This is a genomic window from Streptomyces sp. NPDC044106 (assembly GCF_056433985.1).
In genome coordinates, this window is the sequence record NZ_JBWKFZ010000013.1 from 76,583 (window position 1) to 97,111 (window position 20,529).

21 protein-coding genes are annotated in these 20,529 nt (G+C 70.0%); 1 reads left to right on the top strand and 20 read right to left on the bottom strand.

The window, feature by feature from the left end; genetic code table 11:
- The 17 genes from AC07DI_RS24200 to AC07DI_RS24280 form a co-directional block, all read right to left on the bottom strand.
- Nucleotides 1-1,476, bottom strand: a complete 1,476-nt coding sequence (locus AC07DI_RS24200) for a cytochrome P450 (RefSeq protein ID WP_478906074.1) — start codon at nucleotides 1,474-1,476, stop codon at nucleotides 1-3.
- Between the two features lie 62 nt (nucleotides 1,477-1,538).
- On the bottom strand, nucleotides 1,539-2,153 hold the full coding sequence (locus tag AC07DI_RS24205) for a GTP-binding protein (RefSeq protein WP_384258201.1): 615 nt from the start codon (nucleotides 2,151-2,153) through the stop codon (nucleotides 1,539-1,541).
- Nucleotides 2,134-2,547: a DUF742 domain-containing protein gene (locus AC07DI_RS24210; protein ID WP_478906075.1), complete on the bottom strand. Its 414-nt coding sequence runs from the start codon at nucleotides 2,545-2,547 to the stop codon at nucleotides 2,134-2,136. The genes AC07DI_RS24205 and AC07DI_RS24210 overlap by 20 nt, the downstream gene beginning before the upstream one ends.
- Nucleotides 2,544-2,951 carry a roadblock/LC7 domain-containing protein gene (locus AC07DI_RS24215; protein ID WP_361732951.1) on the bottom strand — a complete coding sequence of 136 codons (408 nt, stop codon included), beginning with the start codon at nucleotides 2,949-2,951 and terminating at the stop codon, nucleotides 2,544-2,546. The genes AC07DI_RS24210 and AC07DI_RS24215 overlap by 4 nt, the downstream gene beginning before the upstream one ends.
- On the bottom strand, nucleotides 2,948-4,543 hold the full coding sequence (locus tag AC07DI_RS24220) for an ATP-binding protein (protein ID WP_478906076.1): 1,596 nt from the start codon (nucleotides 4,541-4,543) through the stop codon (nucleotides 2,948-2,950). The genes AC07DI_RS24215 and AC07DI_RS24220 overlap by 4 nt, the downstream gene beginning before the upstream one ends.
- Before the next feature lie 358 nt (nucleotides 4,544-4,901).
- Nucleotides 4,902-7,712, bottom strand: a complete 2,811-nt coding sequence (locus tag AC07DI_RS24225; protein WP_478906077.1) for a DEAD/DEAH box helicase — start codon at nucleotides 7,710-7,712, stop codon at nucleotides 4,902-4,904.
- Between the two features lie 83 nt (nucleotides 7,713-7,795).
- Nucleotides 7,796-8,686, bottom strand: coding sequence for a diacylglycerol kinase (locus AC07DI_RS24230; RefSeq protein WP_478906078.1), 891 nt, complete (start codon nucleotides 8,684-8,686; stop codon nucleotides 7,796-7,798).
- A 17-nt stretch (nucleotides 8,687-8,703) separates the two neighbouring features.
- Nucleotides 8,704-9,597: a twin-arginine translocase subunit TatC gene (tatC, locus tag AC07DI_RS24235; RefSeq protein ID WP_478906200.1), complete on the bottom strand. Its 894-nt coding sequence runs from the start codon at nucleotides 9,595-9,597 to the stop codon at nucleotides 8,704-8,706.
- Between the two features lie 92 nt (nucleotides 9,598-9,689).
- The gene (gene tatA / locus AC07DI_RS24240; RefSeq protein ID WP_384258214.1) at nucleotides 9,690-9,974 is read right to left on the bottom strand and encodes a Sec-independent protein translocase subunit TatA; all 285 of its coding nucleotides are present in this window, start codon (nucleotides 9,972-9,974) and stop codon (nucleotides 9,690-9,692) included.
- A gap of 209 nt (nucleotides 9,975-10,183) precedes the next feature.
- On the bottom strand, nucleotides 10,184-10,381 hold the full coding sequence (locus AC07DI_RS24245) for a hypothetical protein (RefSeq protein ID WP_384258216.1): 198 nt from the start codon (nucleotides 10,379-10,381) through the stop codon (nucleotides 10,184-10,186).
- 9 nt (nucleotides 10,382-10,390) lie between these two features.
- Nucleotides 10,391-10,651: a hypothetical protein gene (locus tag AC07DI_RS24250; RefSeq protein WP_478906201.1), complete on the bottom strand. Its 261-nt coding sequence runs from the start codon at nucleotides 10,649-10,651 to the stop codon at nucleotides 10,391-10,393.
- Nucleotides 10,652-10,662: 11 nt separating this feature from the next.
- Nucleotides 10,663-11,640, bottom strand: a complete 978-nt coding sequence (locus tag AC07DI_RS24255; RefSeq protein WP_384258221.1) for a helix-turn-helix transcriptional regulator — start codon at nucleotides 11,638-11,640, stop codon at nucleotides 10,663-10,665.
- Between the two features lie 17 nt (nucleotides 11,641-11,657).
- Nucleotides 11,658-12,635, bottom strand: coding sequence for a helix-turn-helix transcriptional regulator (locus tag AC07DI_RS24260; RefSeq protein ID WP_478906079.1), 978 nt, complete (start codon nucleotides 12,633-12,635; stop codon nucleotides 11,658-11,660).
- A 164-nt stretch (nucleotides 12,636-12,799) separates the two neighbouring features.
- On the bottom strand, nucleotides 12,800-13,174 hold the full coding sequence (locus tag AC07DI_RS24265) for an FKBP-type peptidyl-prolyl cis-trans isomerase (RefSeq protein ID WP_055567247.1): 375 nt from the start codon (nucleotides 13,172-13,174) through the stop codon (nucleotides 12,800-12,802).
- A gap of 59 nt (nucleotides 13,175-13,233) precedes the next feature.
- Complete coding sequence (locus AC07DI_RS24270) at nucleotides 13,234-14,232, bottom strand: FKBP-type peptidyl-prolyl cis-trans isomerase (RefSeq protein WP_384258226.1); 999 nt, start codon at nucleotides 14,230-14,232, stop codon at nucleotides 13,234-13,236.
- A gap of 146 nt (nucleotides 14,233-14,378) precedes the next feature.
- A complete protein-coding gene (gene pafA, locus AC07DI_RS24275; RefSeq protein ID WP_355810318.1) occupies nucleotides 14,379-15,740 on the bottom strand; it encodes a Pup--protein ligase in 1,362 nt (453 codons plus the stop codon).
- Between the two features lie 9 nt (nucleotides 15,741-15,749).
- Entirely contained in the window at nucleotides 15,750-17,009 is a 1,260-nt protein-coding gene (locus AC07DI_RS24280; RefSeq protein ID WP_478906080.1) for an MFS transporter, read from the bottom strand.
- A gap of 168 nt (nucleotides 17,010-17,177) precedes the next feature.
- Between AC07DI_RS24280 and AC07DI_RS24285 the strand changes: the two genes are divergently transcribed.
- A complete protein-coding gene (locus AC07DI_RS24285) occupies nucleotides 17,178-18,200 on the top strand; it encodes a LacI family DNA-binding transcriptional regulator (protein WP_478906081.1) in 1,023 nt (340 codons plus the stop codon).
- A gap of 93 nt (nucleotides 18,201-18,293) precedes the next feature.
- On the opposite strand, the gene prcA is transcribed toward AC07DI_RS24285, so the two are convergent.
- Genes prcA through AC07DI_RS24300 form a run of 3 tightly spaced genes read right to left on the bottom strand, consistent with a single transcriptional unit; the run spans nucleotide 18,294 to nucleotide 20,527 of the window.
- Nucleotides 18,294-19,085, bottom strand: a complete 792-nt coding sequence (gene prcA / locus AC07DI_RS24290) for a proteasome subunit alpha (protein ID WP_478906082.1) — start codon at nucleotides 19,083-19,085, stop codon at nucleotides 18,294-18,296.
- 51 nt (nucleotides 19,086-19,136) lie between these two features.
- A complete protein-coding gene (gene prcB, locus AC07DI_RS24295; RefSeq protein WP_478906083.1) occupies nucleotides 19,137-19,982 on the bottom strand; it encodes a proteasome subunit beta in 846 nt (281 codons plus the stop codon).
- Entirely contained in the window at nucleotides 19,934-20,527 is a 594-nt protein-coding gene (locus tag AC07DI_RS24300; RefSeq protein WP_478906084.1) for an endonuclease VII domain-containing protein, read from the bottom strand. Before AC07DI_RS24300 ends, prcB begins: the two co-directional genes overlap by 49 nt.
- Nucleotides 20,528-20,529 lie beyond the last annotated feature (2 nt).

A 20,529-nucleotide genomic window follows, 5' to 3' on the forward strand; every position in this document is an offset into this window, starting at 1 on the left:
TCAGTAGCCGCGCCACCAGAGGAGGAAGCGCTGCCACGCCCCCCTGGGCCGGGGCGCGGCCTCGGGCGCCGCGGGGGCGGCGGCCGGGGCCGCGGCCGGGGCCGCGGGTTCCGGCCGGCGCGGGGGCGGGGACGAGACCTGCCAGTCCCTGCGCGGTGTCGGCACCTGCGCCGAGGGGCGGGCCATGACGTCCTGCGGCGGGCGCGGCTCGAACTGGACCGGCAGCTCCACCAGGTGCCGCGAGAGGATCGACGAGGTCCACCGCAACTCCCGCTCGTCCACGGACAGTTCGACGTCCGGAAGTCGCATCAGGAGCGCGTCGACGCCGGTGTCGGCGATGGCGCGGCCGATGTCCTGGCCCGGACACTCGTGCGGGCCGCCGCTGAACGCGAGGTGCGAGCGGTTGCCCTGCATGTTGGCGGCGAGGTCGGGCCGTACCACCGGGTCGACGTTGCCGGGCGCGATGCCCAGGATCAGTCCGTCGCCCGCCCTGATCCGCTGGCCGCCGAGCTGGGTGTCCTGCTTGGCGAAGTAGCCGACCATCGCACTGAACGGCGGCTCGTCCCACAGGGACTGCTCGACCGCCTCGGGCACCGTCATCTGACCGCCGCTGAGCTGAGCACGGAAGCGCGGGTCGGTGAGGACCATGCGCAGCACGTTGGCGATGAGGTTGGCGGTGGCCTCGTACGCGGCGATGAGGACAAGGCGCAGATGCGCGGCCACCTCGTCGTCGGTGAGCCGCGCCGGGTGGGCGATGAGGCTGCTGGTGAAGTCCTCCTCGGAATGGGCACGCCGCCGCGCCACGAGGCCCATCAGGACCTCCATCACGTACGCGTTGCTGGCGATGGCGGTCTCGGTGCCCTTGATCATGTCGCGGGCGGACTGGACCATGCGTTCGTTGTACTCCTCCGGCATGCCGAGGACGTGGCACATCACCATCATCGGCAGGTGCTCGGCGAACCGGCTGACCAGGTCGGCGTGGCCGTCCTGGCAGAAGTCGTTGATGAGGAGGTTCGTATAGCGGTTGATGTGGCGGCGGATGCCGCGGTGGTCGATGCCCGACATGGCGCCGGTGACCGCGCCGCGCAGCCGCTGGTGCTCGTCGCCCTCGACGAAGCTGCACATCGGCTGCCAGGTGAAGACGGGTGCGAGCGGGTGGTCGGGGCCCGCGCTGCCGTCCTGCACGGCCCGCCAGCGGCGTGAGTCGCGGGTGTACTGCGAGGGGGTGCGGAGCATGTGCAGGTTCTCGCTGTGGCCGAGCACAGCCCAGATCGGCACGTCGTTGTGGATCAGTACGGGCGCGACCGGGCCGTGCTCGGCGCGCAGCTTCTCGTACAGGCCCGCCAGGTCGGCTTCCGCCTCGGGGCCGTAGAGACGGCGCAGGCCGCCGGGGCCCAGGCCGTGGGCCGGGCAGCCGGGGGGCGCGGCGGCGGGGGCCTCGGTGCCGGGCCAGGAAGGGGTGGGAGGAGTCGTCACGGTCGTCGCTCCGGGATTCGCTGAGGGGGTTCCGGGTTGCTGGATACGGGGCGCGGGCGCGGTCAGACGCGCGCCACCGTCAGGGAGTGCAGGTAGCGCATGAGGGTCATCAGGACATCGCGGCTGGACTCCCTGCGGCGCGCGTCGCACGCCATGATCGGCACCACCGGTTCCAGGTCGAGGGCCCTGCGCAGGGTCTCGGTCGGGTGGTGGGGCGCGTCGGGGAAGTCGTTGACGGCGACGACGAACGGCACACCGCGCTCCTCCAGGCGGCCGATCACGTCGAAGCTGACTTCGAGCCTGCGGGTGTCGATGAGGACGACCGCGCCGAGCGCGCCCTCGAAGAGGCCGTTCCACAGGAACCAGAAGCGCTCCTGGCCGGGGGTGCCGAAGAGGTAGAGGACGAGCTCCTCGGAGATGCTGATCCGTCCGAAGTCCATCGCCACGGTGGTGGCCGTCTTGGACTCGGAGCCGTAGTTGTCGTCGACCCCGATGCCCGCCTGGGTCATCGTCTCCTCGGTGGTCAGCGGGCGGATCTCGCTGACCGAGCCGACCATCGTCGTCTTGCCGACCCCGAAGCCGCCCACGATCACGACCTTCACGGCGGCCGCGGCCGTGTGCGGCAGGACGTCCTCGCTGCGTGGTCCCGTGATCGTGTCAGAGCTTTTGAAGTCCATGCATCACCGCTTCGAGAAGGGATCGGTCGGGGAGCGCGGAGCGGACGATGGGAGCGCGCGCCTGGACGAGCTCGGTCGCGAGCAGCTCCGTCAGGACGACGGTCACGACGCTGAACGGCAGTGCCAGGTACGCCGAGAGCTCGGCGACGGAGAGCGGTGTCGGGCACAGCCGCAGGACCGCGGAGTGCTCCGGCTGAGCCGTGGGGGACGCCTCTCCCTGCGCCACGATCAGGGTGACGAGGTCGAGCGGTGCCCGCTCGGAGCCCTCGCCGGTGAGGATGTACAGCCGCTCCGGGTTCTCGGGGCTGCGGCGCTCCCGCTGGGGCGGTGCGGGGCCCTGCGGCGGGACGTCGTCCGGTCGGGAGCCGCGGGGGGCGTCTCGCGGAGGAGTCATACGGCCTGCCCGTCGCGCCTGGGCGGGCTCGTCAGGTGCGCCCCGATGCGTACGACCAGGTCGCGCATGCGGGTGCCGATGAGGCCCGCGTCGACGGTCTCGTCCGCGAGCACGGCGAGGTAGGCGCCCGTGCCCGCGGCCATCAGGTAGAAGTAGCCGCCGTTGATCTCGATGATGACCATCTTCATGCCGCCGTCGCTGTGCGGGATCTCGGTGGCCACGGCGGCGGCCAGGCTCTGCAGTCCCGCGCAGGCCGCGGCGATGCGGTCGGCCGCGTCCGGATCGCCGCCGTAGCGCGCGATGCGCAGGCCGTCGGCGGAGAGCACCACGATCTGCCGGGTCTGGGGTACCCCGTCGGCGAGCTCCTTCAGCATCCAGTCGAAGTTGGCGCGTTGCTGGATCACTGCCAGTCCCTCTCGTCGGCGCTGCCGTGGTTGTTCTGCGGGGGCACCCCGTCGGGGTTGCCCGGGCCCTCGCCCTTGACGCCCTTCATGAAGGCCTCGATCCACAGGCCCGGTTCGGGTTCCTCGCGCTTCGGGGCGGGCGGGGGCGGCGCGGTCGCGGCGGCGTGCGCCTCGGCGATGCGCTGGGCCTCGGCTTCCTGGGCGTACCGCTCGCTGAGGGAGATCTTGACCCGGCTGCGGCGCTGCGGCAGGCCGCCCTCCGTCCACTCGGTGACCTCGGGGATGTCGTCCGCCATGTTCGCGGTGAGCGGGGAGCGCAGCGGTGGGCCCGCGGTGACGACGCGGGGCTTCTTGCGGCGGATGTTGCGGGCGGGCTCCTCGATGGTGCGTCCCGCGTTGTCCACGCGGGGCACGGCGGAGGCGCCGATGCCGTGGGCGAGGCCGGGCGCGGGCCCGGTGGTGATCATCTCGTGCGGCACGATGAGGACCGCGCGGACCCCGCCGTAGGCGGACTGGCGCAGGGAGACCTGGAGGTTGTACATCTGCGAGAGGCGGCCGACGACGGCCATGCCGAGGCGGGGCGTCTCACCGAGGTCGTTGAGGTCGATGCCGGCCTGCGCCTGCTCCAGCATGTGCTCGGCGCGGGCCCGCGCCTCCTCGCTGAGGCTGACACCGCCGTCCTCGATCTCGACGGCGATGCCGGTCTGCACCTCGACGGCGGTGACGTGCACCTTGGTCTGCGGCGGCGAGTAGCGGGTGGCGTTGTCGAGAAGTTCGGCGCAGGCGTGGATGAGCGGTTCGACGGAGGTGCCGTGGATCGCGACGTTGGCGATCGAGTGCAGTTCGACGCGCGGGTAGTCCAGGATCCGGGACATCGCGCCGCGCAGCACGCTGAACAGCGGTACGGGCTTGGGCCACTGTCGGCCGGGGCGGGCGCCGCCGAGCACCGCGATGGAGTCGGCGAGCCGGCCGATCAGCGCGGTGCCGTGGTCGATGCGCAGCAGGTCGTCGAAGACCTCGGGGTTGCGCCCGTGGAACTCCTCCATCTCGCGCAGTTCAGCGGCCTGCTGGTGGACGATCGACTGGACGCGCCGGGCGATGTTGACGAAGGCGCGCTGCGCGGACTCGCGCATCGCTTCCTCGTGGTCCAGGATCTCCAGGATGGAGCGGAGCAGGTCGCGCTGCGCGTCGGGGAGGTCGCGGTAGGCCTCGTCCTTGTCCACGACGTTGCGGATCACGTCGACGGGGGTCTCGTTCTGGCGCAGCCGCCAGAGCGCGTCGGGCAGGATCTCCCGGCCCAGGCGCACGGTCTCGTCGTCGTGGGAGGCGATGCGCCGCTCGAGGAAGGCGAGGCGCTGTGCGTACTGCGTGCGCTGCCCCCGGATGGTCCGGCCGCGTCGCACCGCTTCGGCGCCGACCGCGATGACCATGAGGGTCGCGACGGCGCCGCACCAGCCGACGGCGGGGCGGGCCGGTTCCGTCACCGTGGCGACGGCGGCTCCGGTCGCCGCCGCCATCAGCATGGCGGGCAGCAACAGCACGCGCGCGTAAGGGACTTCTCGGCCACCGGGAGGCGATTGAACACTCACCATGTATGCCCTCTGAACACTCGTCTTGGGGGGAATGACGTCTTTGGGGGATGCCAGAACATATGTGGAGGATGACAAACCGAACGAACGGAAGATTTGGGAACAAGCGCGCGAATCTGTCGCAACTCGTTCAACTCGCCGCGCTCCGGGCGAGCTTAGTGCGCCGGATTCGGCGCCGTGTCATATTCGGCAACCCTCTGCAGAGGCCTCGCCGACGGGCATACACTCTGCCCTTTTGCACACCCGGCGACCATTCGAACACATGGCGTGACATCTCGAACGCTCGGAAAAACGTCGAACGGGCGCGCCCCGCGACCGAGTTGGTCGAGGGACGCGCCCGTGCGCGCCGCAGAGGTCCCGCTCAGCCCACCGAGCTGTACGCCACCACACCCCGCAGCAGCAGGTCGACCGCCTTGCGGGCGTTCTTCGCCACCGTGCCGCCCCCGCCCGGGGCCGCCGCGGCGATCTGCCCGAGCACGTCGATGACCTGCTTGCACCAGCGCACGAAGTCACCGGCCGGCATCTCCGCCTCGCGCAGCACCTCGTCGAGGCCCTTGCCGGAGGCCCACATGTACGCCGCCCAGGCGAAGCCGAGGTCGGGCTCGCGCTGGCCGACGCCCTCCGTCTGACTGATCCTGAACTCTTCCTCCAGGCCGTCGAGGCTGCCCCAGATCCGCACCATCTCGCCCAGCGCCGCCTTCGCCGCCCCGGACGGCAGCTTGGGCGCGAGGGCGTCGTCACCGACCCGCGCCTCGTACACCAACGCCGAGACGCACGCGGCCAGTTCGGCCGGACTCAGCCCTTCCCACACCCCGGCGCGCAGGCATTCGCTGGCCAGCAGGTCCAGCTCCCCGTACAACCGGGCGAGCCGCTTGCCGTGCTCGGTGACCTCGTCGCCGCGCAGGTAGTCCAGCTCGCTGAGGAGGGCGACGATCCGGTCGAAGGTACGGGCGATCGTGTTCGTACGCCCCTCGATGCGGCGCTCCAGCTGCGAGGTGTCGCGCTTGAGGCGGTAGTACCGCTCGGCCCAGCGCGCGTGGTCCTCCCGCTCGTCGCAGCCGTGGCAGGGGTGCGCGCGCAGCTCCGCGCGCAGCCTCGCGATCTCCTGGTCGTCGGCGGCCGTCGCGCGCCCCTTGCGGTGCCGGTCGGGCACGAGGTGCCCGGCCTTGGTGCGCAGCGCGGACGCCAGGTCACGGCGGGACTGCGGCGAGCGCGCGTTGAACGACTTCGGGATGCGCATCCGCTCCACGGCCTCGACCGGCACCGGGAAGTCCATCGACGCGAGCCGCTTGACCTGCCGCTCGGCGGTGAGGACGAGCGGACGGGGGCCGTCCACGTGATCGAAGTCCCGGTGGCCGTTGGCCCGGCCGGCCGGAAGGCCCGGGTCCAGGACGAGCGCCAGCCCCGCGTACTTCCCGGTGGGCACGTGGATGACGTCGCCCGGCTTCAGCTTCTCCAGGGCGGCGGCAGCGGCGGCCCAGCGCTGGGCCGCGCCCTGCTTGGCCAGCTCGGTCTCGCGGTCCTTGAGCTCGCGACGCAGCCGCGCATACTCCTCGAAGTCGCCCAGGTGGCAGGTCATGGAGGCCTTGTAGCCCTCCAGGCCCTCCTCGTTCTTCTGCACCTGCCGGGAGATCCCGACGACCGACTTGTCGGCCTGGAACTGCGCGAAGGAGGTTTCGAGGAGCTCGCGCGAGCGGTGCCTGCCGAACTGCTCGACCAGGTTCACCGCCATGTTGTACGACGGCTTGAAGCTGGAGCGCAGCGGGTACGTACGCGTGCCCGCCAGCCCTGCCAGATGCTCGGGGCTCATGGCGCGCTGCCAGAGGACCACCGCATGGCCCTCGACATCGATGCCGCGACGGCCCGCACGGCCGGTCAGCTGCGTGTACTCGCCCGGGGTGATGTCTGCGTGCTGCTCGCCGTTCCACTTGACGAGCTTCTCGAGCACCACACTGCGCGCGGGCATGTTGATGCCGAGGGCGAGCGTCTCGGTGGCGAAGACGGCCTTGACCAGGCCGCGCACGAACAGCTCCTCGACGACCTCCTTGAAGGTCGGCAGCATGCCCGCGTGGTGCGCCGCGATGCCGCGTTCGAGACCCTCCAGCCATTCGTAGTAGCCAAGGACGTGCAGGTCCTCGTTGGGGATCGAGGCCGTGCGCTCCTCGACGATCCCGCGGACCGTCATCCGCGCCTCGTCGTCGTTCAGCCTGAGCCCCGCGTACATGCACTGCTGCACGGCGGCCTCGCAGGCCGCGCGGCTGAAGATGAAGGTGATGGCGGGCAGCAGCCCTTCGGCGTCGAGCCGCTCGATGACCTCGGGGCGGCCCGGCGTCCAGATCCGCGAACGCTGACGGCGCTCGCGCTCCCGGTCGGCCTCGCGGATCATCTTGCCCTTGCGGCGCTCGCGCGGGTTGTACGAGCGGCTGGCCTCCATCCGCGCCATCCGCGTGAGGTCGGGGTTGACCGCCCTGCGCTGGCCCTCGCCCTCCTCGAAGAGGTCGTACATCCGGCGCCCGGCGAGGACGTGCTGGAAGAGCGGCACGGGCCGGTGCTCGGAGACGATCACCTCGGTGTCGCCGCGCACGGTGTCGAGCCAGTCGCCGAACTCCTCCGCGTTCGACACCGTGGCCGAGAGGGAGACCAGCGTGACCGACTCCTGCAGATGGATGATCACTTCCTCCCAGACGGCGCCCCGGAAGCGGTCGGAGAGGTAGTGCACCTCGTCCATGACCACATAGCCGAGGTTGAGCAACGACTGCGAGCCCGAATACAGCATGTTCCGCAGGACCTCGGTGGTCATGACGACCACCGGGGCATCGCTGTTGACGCTGTTGTCGCCGGTGAGCAGGCCGACCTTGTCCGCGCCGTACCGCTTGGCGAGGTCGGCGTACTTCTGATTGGAGAGCGCCTTGATGGGCGTGGTGTAGAAACACTTCTTGCCCTGGCCGAGCGCCAGGTGCACGGCGAACTCGCCGACGATCGTCTTGCCCGAGCCCGTGGGGGCGGCCACGAGCACGCCCTTGCCCGCCTCGAGGGCCTTGCAGGCCTCGATCTGGAAGGGGTCGAGGCCGAATTCGTACATCTCGCGGAAGGACGCGAGTGCGGTGGCCTGCTCGACAGCGCGCTTGCGCGCCGCCGCATACCGCTCGGCCGGTGAGAGGTCCTCTGTCATCGTGCTTTCGAGACTACCGGCCACCACTGACAACGGACGATCATTATCCGAACGGGCGCAGGCGGGGGTCGAAAGACAGGCGCTCAGGGCACGAGCACCCGCACCGCCCCCGGTACGCACCGCGCGGTCAGCGGCAGCGCGCCCAGCGGCTCCCCGTCGGCGTATCCGGTGATGCCGGGCGCGGCGAGCTCCACCGTCGCGGCGCGGTGCACGGTGACCAGCGGATGGTCGAGGTGCGTGCCCTTGTAGACCCGCGGGAAGACCTTGAGCAGCGTCGTCCGGCTGCACTCCCCCACCACCGTGACGTCGAAGAGCCCGTCGCCCATGTCGGCCCCGGCGCAGATCCGCATGCCGCCGCCGTACGAGGTCCCGTTGCCGACCGCGACGAGGGTGGCCTCGACCTCGTGGACGGCGCCGCCGTCCAGCGTGATGCGGTAGGGGATCGGCTTGAGCGCCGCCAGCTCCACGATCATCGCGAGGTCGTACTTGAAGCGTCCCGTGGGCCACCGCATCCGGTTGCCCCGGTCGTTGACCCGCGAGTCGAAGCCCGACGCGAGCACGGTCGCGAACCAGGTGCCGCCCACCTCGCCCAGGTCGACGTCGCGCGTCCTGGCCCCCTTGAGCGCCTCGGCCACGATCTCCCCCGCGGCCGCCGGCTCGCGCACCGGCAGGCCGAGGGCGCGCGCGAAGTCGTTGCCGGTCCCCACGGCGATCACGCCGAGCGGGGTCCGCGTCCCCGCGACGGCCCGCAGCGCGAGGCTCGCCATGCCGTCACCGCCGACGGCTATCAGCGCCCCGGTGCCCGCGCCGACGGCCGCACGGGCCCGCCGCAGCGCGTCGGGGGCGTCCTCACCGATGACCGTCCGTACGCGGAAGCCGCGGGCCCGCAACGCCGAAGCGGCCGGCTGTGCCGCGCGGGCGCCCCGGCCGCGGCCCGCGGTGGGGTTGACGAAGAGGGTGATCTCGCTTGTCACGACGGGACCCTACAAGGTCACGTCACATCGTCGAAACCGTTCACCCGGTGATCGGCCCGGCCGGTGCCCGCCTGCTCGGGCAGCGCCCTGGGCGGCCGCACCGATTCGACGTCGTCGACGGCCTCGGGCGTGAGGTCGATGTCGGACGCCTCGTCGTCGTCGAGCTCGGCGTCGGGGTCGTTGCGACGGCGGCGCCTGTCGTTGAGGAGGGAGAAGCCGACGGCGATGAAGTAGAGGACGACGATCGGTCCGGCGAGGGCGATCATGCCGACCGGGTCGGTGGTCGGGGTCGCCACCGCGCCGAAGATGAAGACGCCCATGACCACGCCGCGCCACCAGGTCAGCATGCGGCGGCCGGTCACTATGCCCGTCGCGTTGAGCATCACCAGCAGCAGTGGGAGCTCGAACGAGGCGCCGAAGACGAGGACCATCCTGACGGTGAAGTCGAGGATCTTGTCCATCGGCAGGAGGTTCTGGGCCCCGTCCGGCGTGATGCCGAGCAGGACGCGCATGCTGACGGGAAGGATCGTGTACGCGAGCCAGGCGCCGGCGAAGAAGAGGGGCACGGCGGCCGAGACGAACCAGTAGGTGTACTTCCGCTCGTGCTTGTGCAGGCCCGGTGCGACGAACGCCCACAGCTGGTAGAGCCAGACCGGGCTGGACACGATGATGCCGACCATGAGGCTGACCTTCACCGTGGTGGTGAAGGGCGAAAGCAGGTCGTTGAAGGTCACCGTCGCGCAGTGGCCGCCGGTCTGCTTCATGCCGGGCTCGCAGCGCGGCACGGGATCAGCCAGGAACTCCATCAGCTCCTGGCTGTAGAACGCGGCCACGATCGATACGACCGTGATCGCGAGGAGCCCCTTGGCGAGCCGGTTGCGGAGCTCGCGAAGGTGCTCCGCGAGGGGCATCCGCCCCTCGGGGTCCTTCTCCTTCTTGCGGGCAGACTTGAGCAACCCACGTCCTCATCTCGTGCGGCAGGCCGGCCGGCGCCGGCCTTGGATCAGCGCTGCGTCGTACGGTCGGTCGGTTCGGTGACCGGGCGCGAGCTGGTCACGTCGCCGGGGGCAGCCTTGATCGTGCGCGGCTGGACGACCGGCTCGCTCGGCGGGTCGGCCGGAGCGGCGGCGTCGTCCTTGCTCTCGGACTTCATGGCCTTGGCCTCGCTCTTGAGGATGCGGGCCGACTTGCCGAGGGAGCGCGCCATGTCGGGCAGCTTCTTGGCGCCGAACAGCAGGACGATGACGACGAGGATGAGAATGATCTCGGTGGGGCCGAGCCTACCCATAGCTGTATACCTTCTTCACCGAGGCGACAGGAGTCTGGTGCTCGGCAGACCGGACATTTATCCGATCTCCCGCGCTTGCAGCGATCGTAACCCCCCGGGGTAAACGCTCGGCAATCCCCGCGCGTACTCCGAGTGCGGCCCCCCGCCTCGATCCCGGGCCGTATTCGCAGCGTACCGGTCCACCGTGGGGAGTTGACAGGTCGCGGACGCTAAAGAGCCCCTTGTCCCGCACGGGCAACATCGGCCGCGGCCCTCTCCAGGTCCTCCGCCGCCCGGTTGATCCGCCGTGTGGTCTCGGTCACTTGACGCGCGAGACGCTGCGCCTCCACGAAGACCTTGACCGCCATTACACCGAGGACGGCGAGGCCCAAGAAGCCCGCCGCGATCGCGAGCATCGCCCAGAACATGCGCCGAGCCTAGACGGTCGAGTGCAGACGCAGCGTCCGCACCCCGCCGCCGGTGAGGAGTTCGACGATGCGCTCACCCGCGGGCTTGCGCACCGCGGCCCCGCACTCGGGGCAGGTGAAGGAGTAGAAGGTGGTGCGGCTGCTGGCGCCGATCGCGAGACGCAGCGCCCCCGCGGACAGCTCGAAGCGGGCGCGGCAGTCGGGGCAGGCGGCGGTGAAGAGGACCGGGGTGTTCCGCGGCTGCGCCGGGACTCCCGGCAATCCGGACATGGTCGGTGTGCTCAACGCCCTTGCTCCTGCCTCTCGTCATCCCTCTCGTACGCCTGGAGTGCCTCGCGTGCCGCCTGCCGCGCGCTGTCCGCGAGCTGCGCCGGGGAGACGATCCGCCCGTCCCTGCCGAGACGCAGCGCGAGACGGCGCAGCGATGCGGGGTCGGGGGTGCGCAGCGTGATCCGCAGGCCGCCGTCGGGCAGCTCCTCGGCACTGTCGTGGGGGTAGTACTCGGCGACCCAGCGGCCGCCGGGGCCGACCTCGACGACGACCTCGGGGTCCTCGGCGGCGGGCTGCACGAGGCCTTCGGAGAGGTCGCGCAGCTCGACCTCGGGCGGCGCGGACGGCTCGTCGAGGATCTTGATCTCGGCGACCCGGTCGAGGCGGAAGGTGCGCCGCGCCTCGGAGCGGCGGCACCACGCCTCCACATAGGTGTGGCCGACGCTCACCAGCCGGATGGGGTCGATCTCGCGCTCGGTGACCTCGTCGCGGGCGGGCGAGTAGTAGCGGATCCAGAGCCGGCGCCGCTCGGAGATGGCCCGGTCGACGTCGGCGAAGACGCCGCCCTCCGACTCGAAGGTCACCGAAAGTCGGGAGCTGGCGCCCGCGGCCTCACCGGCCGCCGTCTCCAGCTTCGCGGTGGCGCGCAGGAGCGCGAGCCGGTCGCTCTCGCGCAGGCCGGGCAGGGTCGCCACCGCGCGGGCGGCCACGAGCAGCGCGGTCGCCTCGTCGGCGGCGAGGCGCAGCGGGGCCGCCACGTCGTCGGGGTTGTGCCACCAGATGCGGTCGCCGTCGGTGTCGATGTCCAGGAGGTCGCCGCCGCGGAAGCTGGTCCCGCACATCGGCAGCACGTCGAGGTCGGAGATCAGCTCGTCGGGAGTGATACCGAAGGCGCGGGCGACGTCCTCGACGTGGGCGCCGGGGCGCTCGCGCAGATAGGTCACCAGCGACAGCATCCGCCGCGTCTGGTCGATGGCGTTCGAGGCCATTGCTCTTCCGCTCCCCCTCAGCCCTTGGCCACGGCGCGCAGCCGGTCCACGACGTCGGCCCGCAGCTCGGCGGGCTCCAGGACCACCACGTCGGGCCCGAACTCCACCAGCCAGGCATCGAGCCCGTGGCCGTACGGAATCTCCAACTCGTCCCACCCGTCGCCCAGTTCTCGCATCGCGACGGCCTTGGCCCGCAGCGGGTACCCGGACCCCGTGCGCAGCCGGATCAGGGCGGTGCGGTCGGCGATCTCCCCCGCCCAGCCCGCGACGGTCTCGCGGACCGTGACGACGTCCGGGACGTCGGCCGTGTACTTTCCGGCGCGGGCGCGCACCTTGCCGGTGATCCGCGAAAGCCGGAAGACACGCTCGGCGCCCCGGTCGCGGTCCCATCCGGCGAGGTACCAGTGGCCGCGCCAGCACTCCAGCGCCCAGGGCTCGACGTGGCGCTGCTCGGGGCGGGCCGCGGTGGCCTTGCGGTAGTCGAAGACGATGGGGCGGCGGTCGCGCAGGGCGAGCATCAGCGGCTCGAAGGACGCCTCGTGCGCGGGGATCCGCGGCTCCAGGGCGCTGTGCGCCCCGTACGGGTCGGCGTCCTCGGGCAGCCCGGCGGCGCGCAGCTTCTGCAGGGCGCCGCTGGCGGCCCCGGCGAGCCGGGCCTGCTGCCAGACCTTGGCGGCCAGGCCGAGGGCCGCGGCCTCCTCGGCGTCTATCGTGATGGGCGGCAGGCGGTTGCTGTCACGGCGGGCGAGGTAGCCGACCTCGCCGTCGAGGTTCTCCACGGTCTCGATGACCAGACCGAGCTCGCGCAGATCGTCCTTGTCGCGCTCGAACATCCGGTTGAAGGAGTCGTCGGACGCGGCCGCCCGACCCCCCGGCCCGAAGGCCTCGACGTATGCCTCGATGGAGTCGCGCAGCTCACGCTTGCTGAGCGGCCGCCGGGTCCCGAGCAGGCACAGCGCCAGATTCATCAGCCGCTCGGCCTTGGCAATGGCCATCGACGCCCTTTCTCGGCCATACAACACACAATGCTTCCGACCGATGACCGTACCGCCCCGGGGTGTCCGGGCAAAAGCCGAGGGCCCGTGCCCGGACACGGCCGAGGGCCCATGCCGGACGGACATGGGCCCTCGGTGGACCGCTCAGGTCACGGACGTCGTCCTCAGACGGAGACGAGGTCGCAGACGAAGATCAGCGTCTCGCCCGGCGCGATGCGGCCGCCACCGGCGCCGCGGTCGCCGTACGCGAGGTGGGCCGGGATGGTCAGCTCGCGCCGCCCACCGACCTTCATGCCCTGCACGCCCTGGTCCCAGCCGGAGATGACCTGGCCGGCGCCCAGCTGGAACTCCAGCGGGTTGCCGCGGTTCCAGCTGGCGTCGAACTCCTCGCCGGTGCTGAAGGCGACGCCCACGTAGTGGACCTTGACGAAGTCGCCCGCCTTGGCGACCGCCCCGTCACCCTCCCAGATGTCCTTGATCTGCAGATCGGCCGGCGGCTCGCCGACGGGGAAGTCGACCTCGGGCTTGTCGATGCTCACGAAAATGCTCCTGCTTTGATACGAAAGGTCAGCGCGGACAGTCTTGCATCCCCCGAGGGTCACATCTTCGCGAGGATGTCCACGCAGAAGACCAGCGTGGAGTCCTTCTTGATGGGGGTGCCCTGCGGGGGCTTCTCGCCGTATCCCAGCTCCGGCGGGATGACGACCAGGACGCGGCTGCCGACCTTCTTGCCGGTCAGACCCTGCGCCCAGCCCTTGACGACCTGCGCGAGCTGGAACGAGGCCAGCTGCTTGCGCTTGTACGAGGAGTCGAACTCCTTGCCGTCCGCCCACAGCACGCCCTCGTACTGGCACAGGAGGCTGTCGGTCTCCTTCACCTCGTCACCGTCGCCCTCGATGATGTACGACGCGACGAGCTTCTCGGGGGCCTTCGCCTTCGGGATGTCGATGGAGGGGGCCTTGCCGTCGGTGTTCGTCCCGACCTTGGGCAGGTCCTTGTTGGACTGCGCCACCTCCTTGCCCTTCGCCGAGCTCTTGGCGGTGAAGGTGCCGACCAGGTCGACGACGAACACGAGGGTGTCCGAGCCCTTGATGCCCGCGTCCTTGTTGCCCTGCTCGCCGTAACCCATCTTCGGGGGGATGGCGAGCTCCACGCGGCTGTCGAGCTTCTTGCCGACCAGCGCCTGGTCCCAGCCGGGAATGACCTGGCCGACGCCGATCGGGAAGACCGTGGGATTGCCGCGGTCGTAGGAGTTGTCGAAGACCTTGCCCGTCGCCCAGATCTGGCCGAGGTAGTTGGCCTGCAGATAGTCGCCCTTGACGACCTCCTTGCCCTTGCCCTCGATCAGGGTCTTGACCGCCAGGTCGGAGGACGCCTTGCCCTTGCCCTTGGCCACGGTCGGCTTCTCACCGAACTTCGTGCCCTTCGTGATCTCGGGCAGCGGACCGTCCACGATCTTCGCGGTCGGCGGCGCCGACGCGGAGTTGGTCGGGCTGTCGCTGGGCTTGGTCTTGGCCTTGTCGGCCTTGTCGTCACCACAGCCTGCCAGCGTGAGCAGGCCGGCCGGGACAGCAAGGAGGAGTGAGCGTCGGCGCACGGTGGGGGCCTCGTATCGGTCGATCTTGTGGTTGGAGTGCGCGCAACTCTACGGCGTGAGAAGGGCGCCGCACGAGGAACGTGCGGCGCCCGCGTTGCGTTCCAGCAACGTCACTCCATTCACCCGGCCCACTCGGCCCACTTGGCTCACATGCCGGCGATGAGCTTCTCCACCCGGTCGTCCACGGAACGGAACGGGTCCTTGCACAACACGGTGCGCTGTGCCTGGTCGTTGAGCTTGAGGTGGACCCAGTCGACCGTGAAGTCCCTGCGCTGCTCCTGGGCCCGCCGGATGAAGTCGCCGCGCAGCCGCGCCCGGGTGGTCTGCGGCGGCACCGACTTGCCCTCGAAGATCTTCAAGTCGTTGCAGATACGGGCGGCTTGCCCCTTCTTCTCCAGGAGGTAGTAGAGCCCCCGCCGACGGTGGATGTCGTGGTACGCGAGGTCTATCTGCGCGACCCGCGGGTGCGACATGGTCATGTTGTTCTTGGCCCGGTACCGCTCGATGAGCTTGTACTTCATGACCCAGTCGATCTCGGTACCGATGCGGTCGAGGTCCTCGGTCTCGATCGCGTCCAGCGTGCGGCCCCACAGCTCGAGGACCTGCTCGACGGTGCCGGTGCGGATACCGCGGCGGTCGACGAAGTCCACCGCCTTCTCGTAGTACTCGCGCTGCACTTCGAGGGCCGAGGCCTCACGACCGCTGGCCAGACGCACCTTGCGGCGGCCCGTGATGTCGTGGCTGACCTCGCGGATGGCCCTGATCGGATTCTCCAGGGTGAGGTCGCGCATCACCGTGCCCGCCTCGATCATGCGCAGCACGAGATCGGTGGCGCCGACCTTCAGGAGCATGGTCGTCTCGGACATGTTCGAGTCGCCGACGATGACGTGGAGCCTGCGGTACCGCTCGGCATCCGCGTGCGGCTCGTCGCGGGTGTTGATGATCGGCCGGGAGCGGGTGGTCGCGGACGACACGCCCTCCCAGATGTGCTCGGCACGCTGGCTGACGCAGTACACGGCGCCGCGCGGAGTCTGCAGCACCTTGCCCGCCCCGCAGAGCAGCTGACGGGTGACGAGGAACGGAATGAGAATGTCCGCGAGTCGCGAGAACTCTCCGTGACGGGCCACCAGATAGTTCTCGTGACAACCGTAGGAGTTTCCCGCCGAATCGGTGTTGTTCTTGAAGAGATAGACGTCGCCCGCGATTCCCTCCTCATGCAGACGGCGTTCGGCGTCGACGAGCAGGCCTTCCAGAATGCGCTCGCCCGCTTTGTCGTGGGTGACCAACTCGGTCACGTTGTCACATTCGGGCGTTGCATATTCCGGATGTGATCCCACGTCAAGATAGAGGCGGGCGCCGTTCCGCAGGAAGACGTTGCTGCTGCGGCCCCATGACACGACACGGCGGAAGAGGTAGCGCGCCACCTCGTCAGGCGACAGGCGGCGCTGTCCCCTGAACGTGCACGTGACGCCGTACTCGTTCTCCAGCCCGAAAATGCGGCGGTCCATGACTGAACATTACGCCTGATGCCCGGCACTGAAACCGGGTTCGACGGCACCGTTTCGATCATTTTCCGATGAACCCGCAACGACCCCGCAATCGTCGCCGGCCACCAGTACCCGCGCGGTGGCCAGCAAAACCAGAAGCGCGCCCCCACCTGCGAGCCCCGGCACCGCGAAGCCCCACTCCGTACCTCCCCATTCAACGACCGGCCCCGCGGCGGCCGTCCCGAGCGAGGCACCCACGGTGAACGTCGTCACCAGCCACGAGAACGCCTCCGTGACCGTGCCGCGCGGCGCGTGCCGGTCGACGATGATGAACGCGCACGCGAGCGCCGGCGCCAGGAACACACCGGCGACCGCGGTGAGCCCCGTCATCGCGAGCGCCCCCGGCGTCAGCGTCAATGGCACGTAGCAGACGGCCAGCAGCGCCACGAGCACGGTGAGCCGCCGCTCCGGCACCCCGCTCCACCGCCGCGCCCCGTACACGGAGCCGCCGAGCAGCGCGCCGAGACCGAGCGCCGCCATCATCCAGCCGTAGACCGCGTCACCGCCGTGGCCGTCCGCGTACGACACCCCGGCAACCGTGATGGAACCCAGCGCCATGCCGATGAAGAGGAACGCCCCGAGGAGCGCGAGAAGTCCGGGCGAGCGCAGGGCCCCGAGCCAATGCGCCTCCCGGGGCGCCGAGCGCCAGGCGCGCGAGGGCCGCGACATCACCACGGAGAGCGCCCCCAGCACACCGACGGCGTTGACCACGAGCAGCGCCGCCTGCTCCGACCAGAGGGCCACGCAGGCCGTCACGAGCAACGGTCCGACGGTGAACATGACTTCCTGCGCGATGGCGTCCATGGCGTACGCCGTGTGCACCTGCTCCTCCTTGCCGAGGACGCTCGGCCACAGGGCGCGCAAACCCCCCTCCAGGGGCGGCGTGAAGAGGCCCGCCGCGCCCACCGAGACGTACGCGAGCGCCAGCCGGTCGGGACCCGTGAAGGCGAACGCCGCCATGCCCACGGCGGACAGGAGCGCGGCGGGAAGCTGGACACGCGGCTGGCCGTGCAGGTCGACGAGGCGGCCGAGGAGCGGCTGGCCGACGGCGTTGGCGACGCCGTACACCGCGGCGAGCGCGCCCGCCAGGCTGTACGTGCCGCCCTCGGCGCGGATGAACAGCACGATGGCGATGGCCGCCGTGGCGTTCGGGAGCCGGCCCACCAGCGTCCCGGCCAGCAGCCGCATCGCGTATCTGGTCCGCAGGATCTGCGCGTATCCGGCTGCCATGGCCCGTCCCTTCGCCGGGCGACACCGCCCAAGGTTTTACGTATAACGTCGAGCGTCATACGTACCATGAACGCTGTCCGCGGGTCCACAGCGTTTCCACACGCCCACACGCGCCCGCACACGCACACGCACGCGCGTCCCACCGCGGACACGATCCGGGAGGTAAGAGTGGCCGGGCCACAGCAGGAAACCGCGGGGCCCCGCCCCACGAGCCGCGACGTCGCACGCGCCGCCGGAGTCTCCCAGGCCACCGTCTCCCTCGTACTCGGCGACAAATGGCGCGGCCGCGTCGCCGAACCCACCGCCGAACGCGTACGCACCGCCGCACGAGACCTCGGCTACCGCCCCAACCTCGCCGCCCGCAACCTGCGCCTCGGCAGAACCAGAACAGCCCTCCTCGTCGTCCCCGAACTCACCAACGAATTCTTCGCACACGTCTACACCGGCGTCGCCCGCATCGCCGCCCGCCACGACTTCGGCGTCGTGCTCTACCCCTCCCCCGACGGCATCGGCCCCGCCCGCGACCCCTTCGCCTCCGCACGCGCCTCACTGGACGGCGTACTCGCCTCCTCCATGGCCTCCGACACCCTCGCCACCATCCGCGGCGACGACCTCCCCCTCGTCATGCTCGACAGCGACCCCGCAGGCAGCCACGGCGCCGCCACCGTCAACCTCGACCTCGCCGACGGCATGCGCCAGGCCACCGAACACCTCCTCACCCTCGGCCACCGCGACTTCCTGCACCTCGCGGCCGACGTCGACTCCTGGACCTTCGACGTACGCGCCGAAGCGCTCGCCCGCACCCTGCGCGGCACCCACACCGCCGTACGCCGCATGACCGCACCCCTCAACGTCGAAGGCGCCCGCGCCGCCGCCGAAGCCGCCCTCTCCGCCCCCGGCCCCCGGCCCACCGCCATCATCTGCGACGACGACTTCCTCTCCGCGGGCGCCTGCAAAGCCGCCCGCCGACTCGGCCTGCGCATCCCCGAGGACATCTCCGTCACCGGCTTCGACGACCTCACCCTGGCAACCGCCGTCGAACCCGAACTCACCACCGTCCGCCTCCCCGCCGAACGCTTCGGAGAACGCGGCATGGAATCCCTCGTCGCCGTCCTGGAAGGCCGCACCCCCGACGCCACACCGCTCCCCGTCCACCTCATCGTGCGCGGCTCCACCGGTCCCGCCCACTGACCCCGGCCCCGGCCTCCGCCCCCCCCCGGGCATACAAAAGCGCCCCGCGCTCCGGCCGTCGGACCGGAACACGGGGCACACCGCGCCGAAGGACTACTCGACGTCGCCGCCGGACGTCTGCACGGGACCCTCGCCCGAGCCCGAGTCCGTGTCCGTCTCGGTGTCGGAGTCCGCGTCCGTCGCACCGCCCTCATCGAGCAGACGCGAGAGCTGACGCCCCACGATCCGCTTGAACTTCCGCTGCTGAGGCCGCGTACGGTCCAGGACCGCCACCTCCAGCCGCTCCGCGGGAATCTCCCGCTCACTGCCGTTGGTGTCACGGGACAGCGCCTGCACCGCGAGCTTCAACGCCTCGGCGAGCGTCATCCCGTCCTGATGGCGCTGATCCAGATAGCTACTGATCTGCTCCGCGTTACCACCCACCGCGACCGAACCGTGCTCATCCACGATCGAACCGTCATGCGGCAGACGGTAGATCTGATCACCGTCCGGCGTCGTGCCGACCTCCGCGACGACCAGCTCCACCTCGTACGGCTTCTCCGCATTGCTGGAGAAGATCGTGCCCAGAGTCTGCGCGTAGACGTTGGCCAACCCACGAGCCGTCACATCGGCACGGTCATAGGTGTAACCACGAAGATCGGCATAGCGGACCCCGCCGATCCGCAAATTCTCGTACTCGTTGTACTTACCGGCGGCCGCGAAGCCGATCCGGTCATAGATCTCGCTGAACTTGTGCAGCGCACGGGACGGGTTCTCACCGACGAACACGATGCCATCGGCAAACTGCAACACGACAAGGCTGCGACCGCGGGCGATACCCTTCCGGGCGTATTCCGCCCGGTCGGCCATGGCCTGCTGGGGTGAGACATAGAACGGCGTCGACACCGGATCCGTCCCTTTCTGTCAAAACTTCAGTCAGTGGCGAAAACGGAGCGATCAGAGCAACGCGGCCCGCGGGCCGTCCGGCTGCTCAAGCCGCTTCTCCAGGATCGAACGCGCGATCGCGGAGGACTCCTCCTCCGTCAGCCGCCGGAACCCCTCATCAGTGATCACCGTGACGATGGGGTAGATCCGGCGCGCCACATCCGGGCCACCGGTCGCCGAGTCGTCATCGGCCGCGTCGTACAACGCCTGGATGACCAGGGTCGTCGCCTGCTCCTCCGTCAGACCCGCGTGGTACAGCTTCTTCATCGCACCGCGCGCGAAGACCGAACCCGAACCGGTCGCCGCGAAACCGTGCTCCTCCGAACGGCCACCCGTCACGTCGTACGAGAAGATGCGGCCCTTCTCCCGGTCCACGTCGTACCCCGCGAAGAGCGGCACCACGGCGAGACCCTGCATGGCCATGCCGAGGTTGCCCCGGATCATCGTGGACAGGCGGTTCGCCTTGCCCTCCAGCGAGAGCGTCGCGCCCTCCACCTTCTCGAAGTGCTCCAGCTCCAGCTGGAACAGCTTGACCATCTCCACGGCCAGACCCGCCGTGCCGGCGATGCCCACCGCCGAGTACTCGTCGGCCGGGAAGACCTTCTCGATGTCGCGCTGTGCGATCACATTGCCCATGGTCGCCCGCCGGTCACCGGCGAGGACCACTCCCCCGGGGAACGTCACGGCCACGATGGTCGTGCCGTGCGGCGCCTCGATGACACCCTGCGTGGGCGGCAGTTGACGATTACCGGGCAGGATCTCGGGCTGATGCTCGGACAGGAAGTCCATGAAGGACGACGAACCGGGCGTCAGGAAGGCAGCCGGTAGACGCCCGGTGCTACGAGTGTTGGCTTCCACGAGGATCCTTCCAGGTAGGCGGCAGCCCGACGAACAATGTCGGGATCGTCTCCCAACTTGCCGATGGCCGAATTGCAGTTGAAGCACAGTACGCCACGGACTTTACCCGTCTCGTGGCAATGATCCACATGGGCTGCTGGGGCACTGAGACAGATCACGCAGAGCCCCATTTGCGAGGCGATCATCTCGTCGCGATCGGCTTCGGTCATGCCGTACTGGCGCTTCAGGTGACCCTCCCGCCCCTGGATGGCCCGGCACGCCTTGCAGCGCGTCGACAGTCCATCCGAGGCGGTTCCATTGCAGTGCCACTCAGCATGCGGCTTGATCTGGTCGCAGGTGCGGCAGAGCTTGTGTCCCTCGGGAACGGCTACCTTCTCGCGAACCGACTTGCCGCGAGCTTCTTGGCGACGCTTGTAGTACTCAGCCGCGCATTCGCGGCAACTGGTCTGCAAGCCATCAGGCCGCGACCTGTTCGCCGCGAACGCGCCGACAGGAAGAGTCTGCTGACAAGTAGAGCACTTCTTCCCAATGCCCGATTCGGACATTC

Bases quoted from the DNA above. Each gene is read 5' to 3' on its own strand.
- AC07DI_RS24205 (WP_384258201.1), bottom strand. From the start codon at position 2,153: ATGGACTTCAAAAGCTCTGACACGATCACGGGACCACGCAGCGAGGAC.
- AC07DI_RS24210 (WP_478906075.1), bottom strand. From the start codon at position 2,547: ATGACTCCTCCGCGAGACGCCCCCCGCGGCTCCCGACCGGACGACGTC.
- AC07DI_RS24220 (WP_478906076.1), bottom strand. From the start codon at position 4,543: ATGGTGAGTGTTCAATCGCCTCCCGGTGGCCGAGAAGTCCCTTACGCG.
- AC07DI_RS24225 (WP_478906077.1), bottom strand. From the start codon at position 7,712: ATGACAGAGGACCTCTCACCGGCCGAGCGGTATGCGGCGGCGCGCAAG.
- tatC (WP_478906200.1), bottom strand. From the start codon at position 9,597: ATGCCCCTCGCGGAGCACCTTCGCGAGCTCCGCAACCGGCTCGCCAAG.
- tatA (WP_384258214.1), bottom strand. From the start codon at position 9,974: ATGGGTAGGCTCGGCCCCACCGAGATCATTCTCATCCTCGTCGTCATC.
- AC07DI_RS24245 (WP_384258216.1), bottom strand. From the start codon at position 10,381: ATGTTCTGGGCGATGCTCGCGATCGCGGCGGGCTTCTTGGGCCTCGCC.
- AC07DI_RS24250 (WP_478906201.1), bottom strand. From the start codon at position 10,651: ATGTCCGGATTGCCGGGAGTCCCGGCGCAGCCGCGGAACACCCCGGTC.
- AC07DI_RS24255 (WP_384258221.1), bottom strand. From the start codon at position 11,640: ATGGCCTCGAACGCCATCGACCAGACGCGGCGGATGCTGTCGCTGGTG.
- AC07DI_RS24260 (WP_478906079.1), bottom strand. From the start codon at position 12,635: ATGGCCATTGCCAAGGCCGAGCGGCTGATGAATCTGGCGCTGTGCCTG.
- pafA (WP_355810318.1), bottom strand. From the start codon at position 15,740: ATGGACCGCCGCATTTTCGGGCTGGAGAACGAGTACGGCGTCACGTGC.
- AC07DI_RS24280 (WP_478906080.1), bottom strand. From the start codon at position 17,009: ATGGCAGCCGGATACGCGCAGATCCTGCGGACCAGATACGCGATGCGG.
- AC07DI_RS24300 (WP_478906084.1), bottom strand. From the start codon at position 20,527: ATGTCCGAATCGGGCATTGGGAAGAAGTGCTCTACTTGTCAGCAGACT.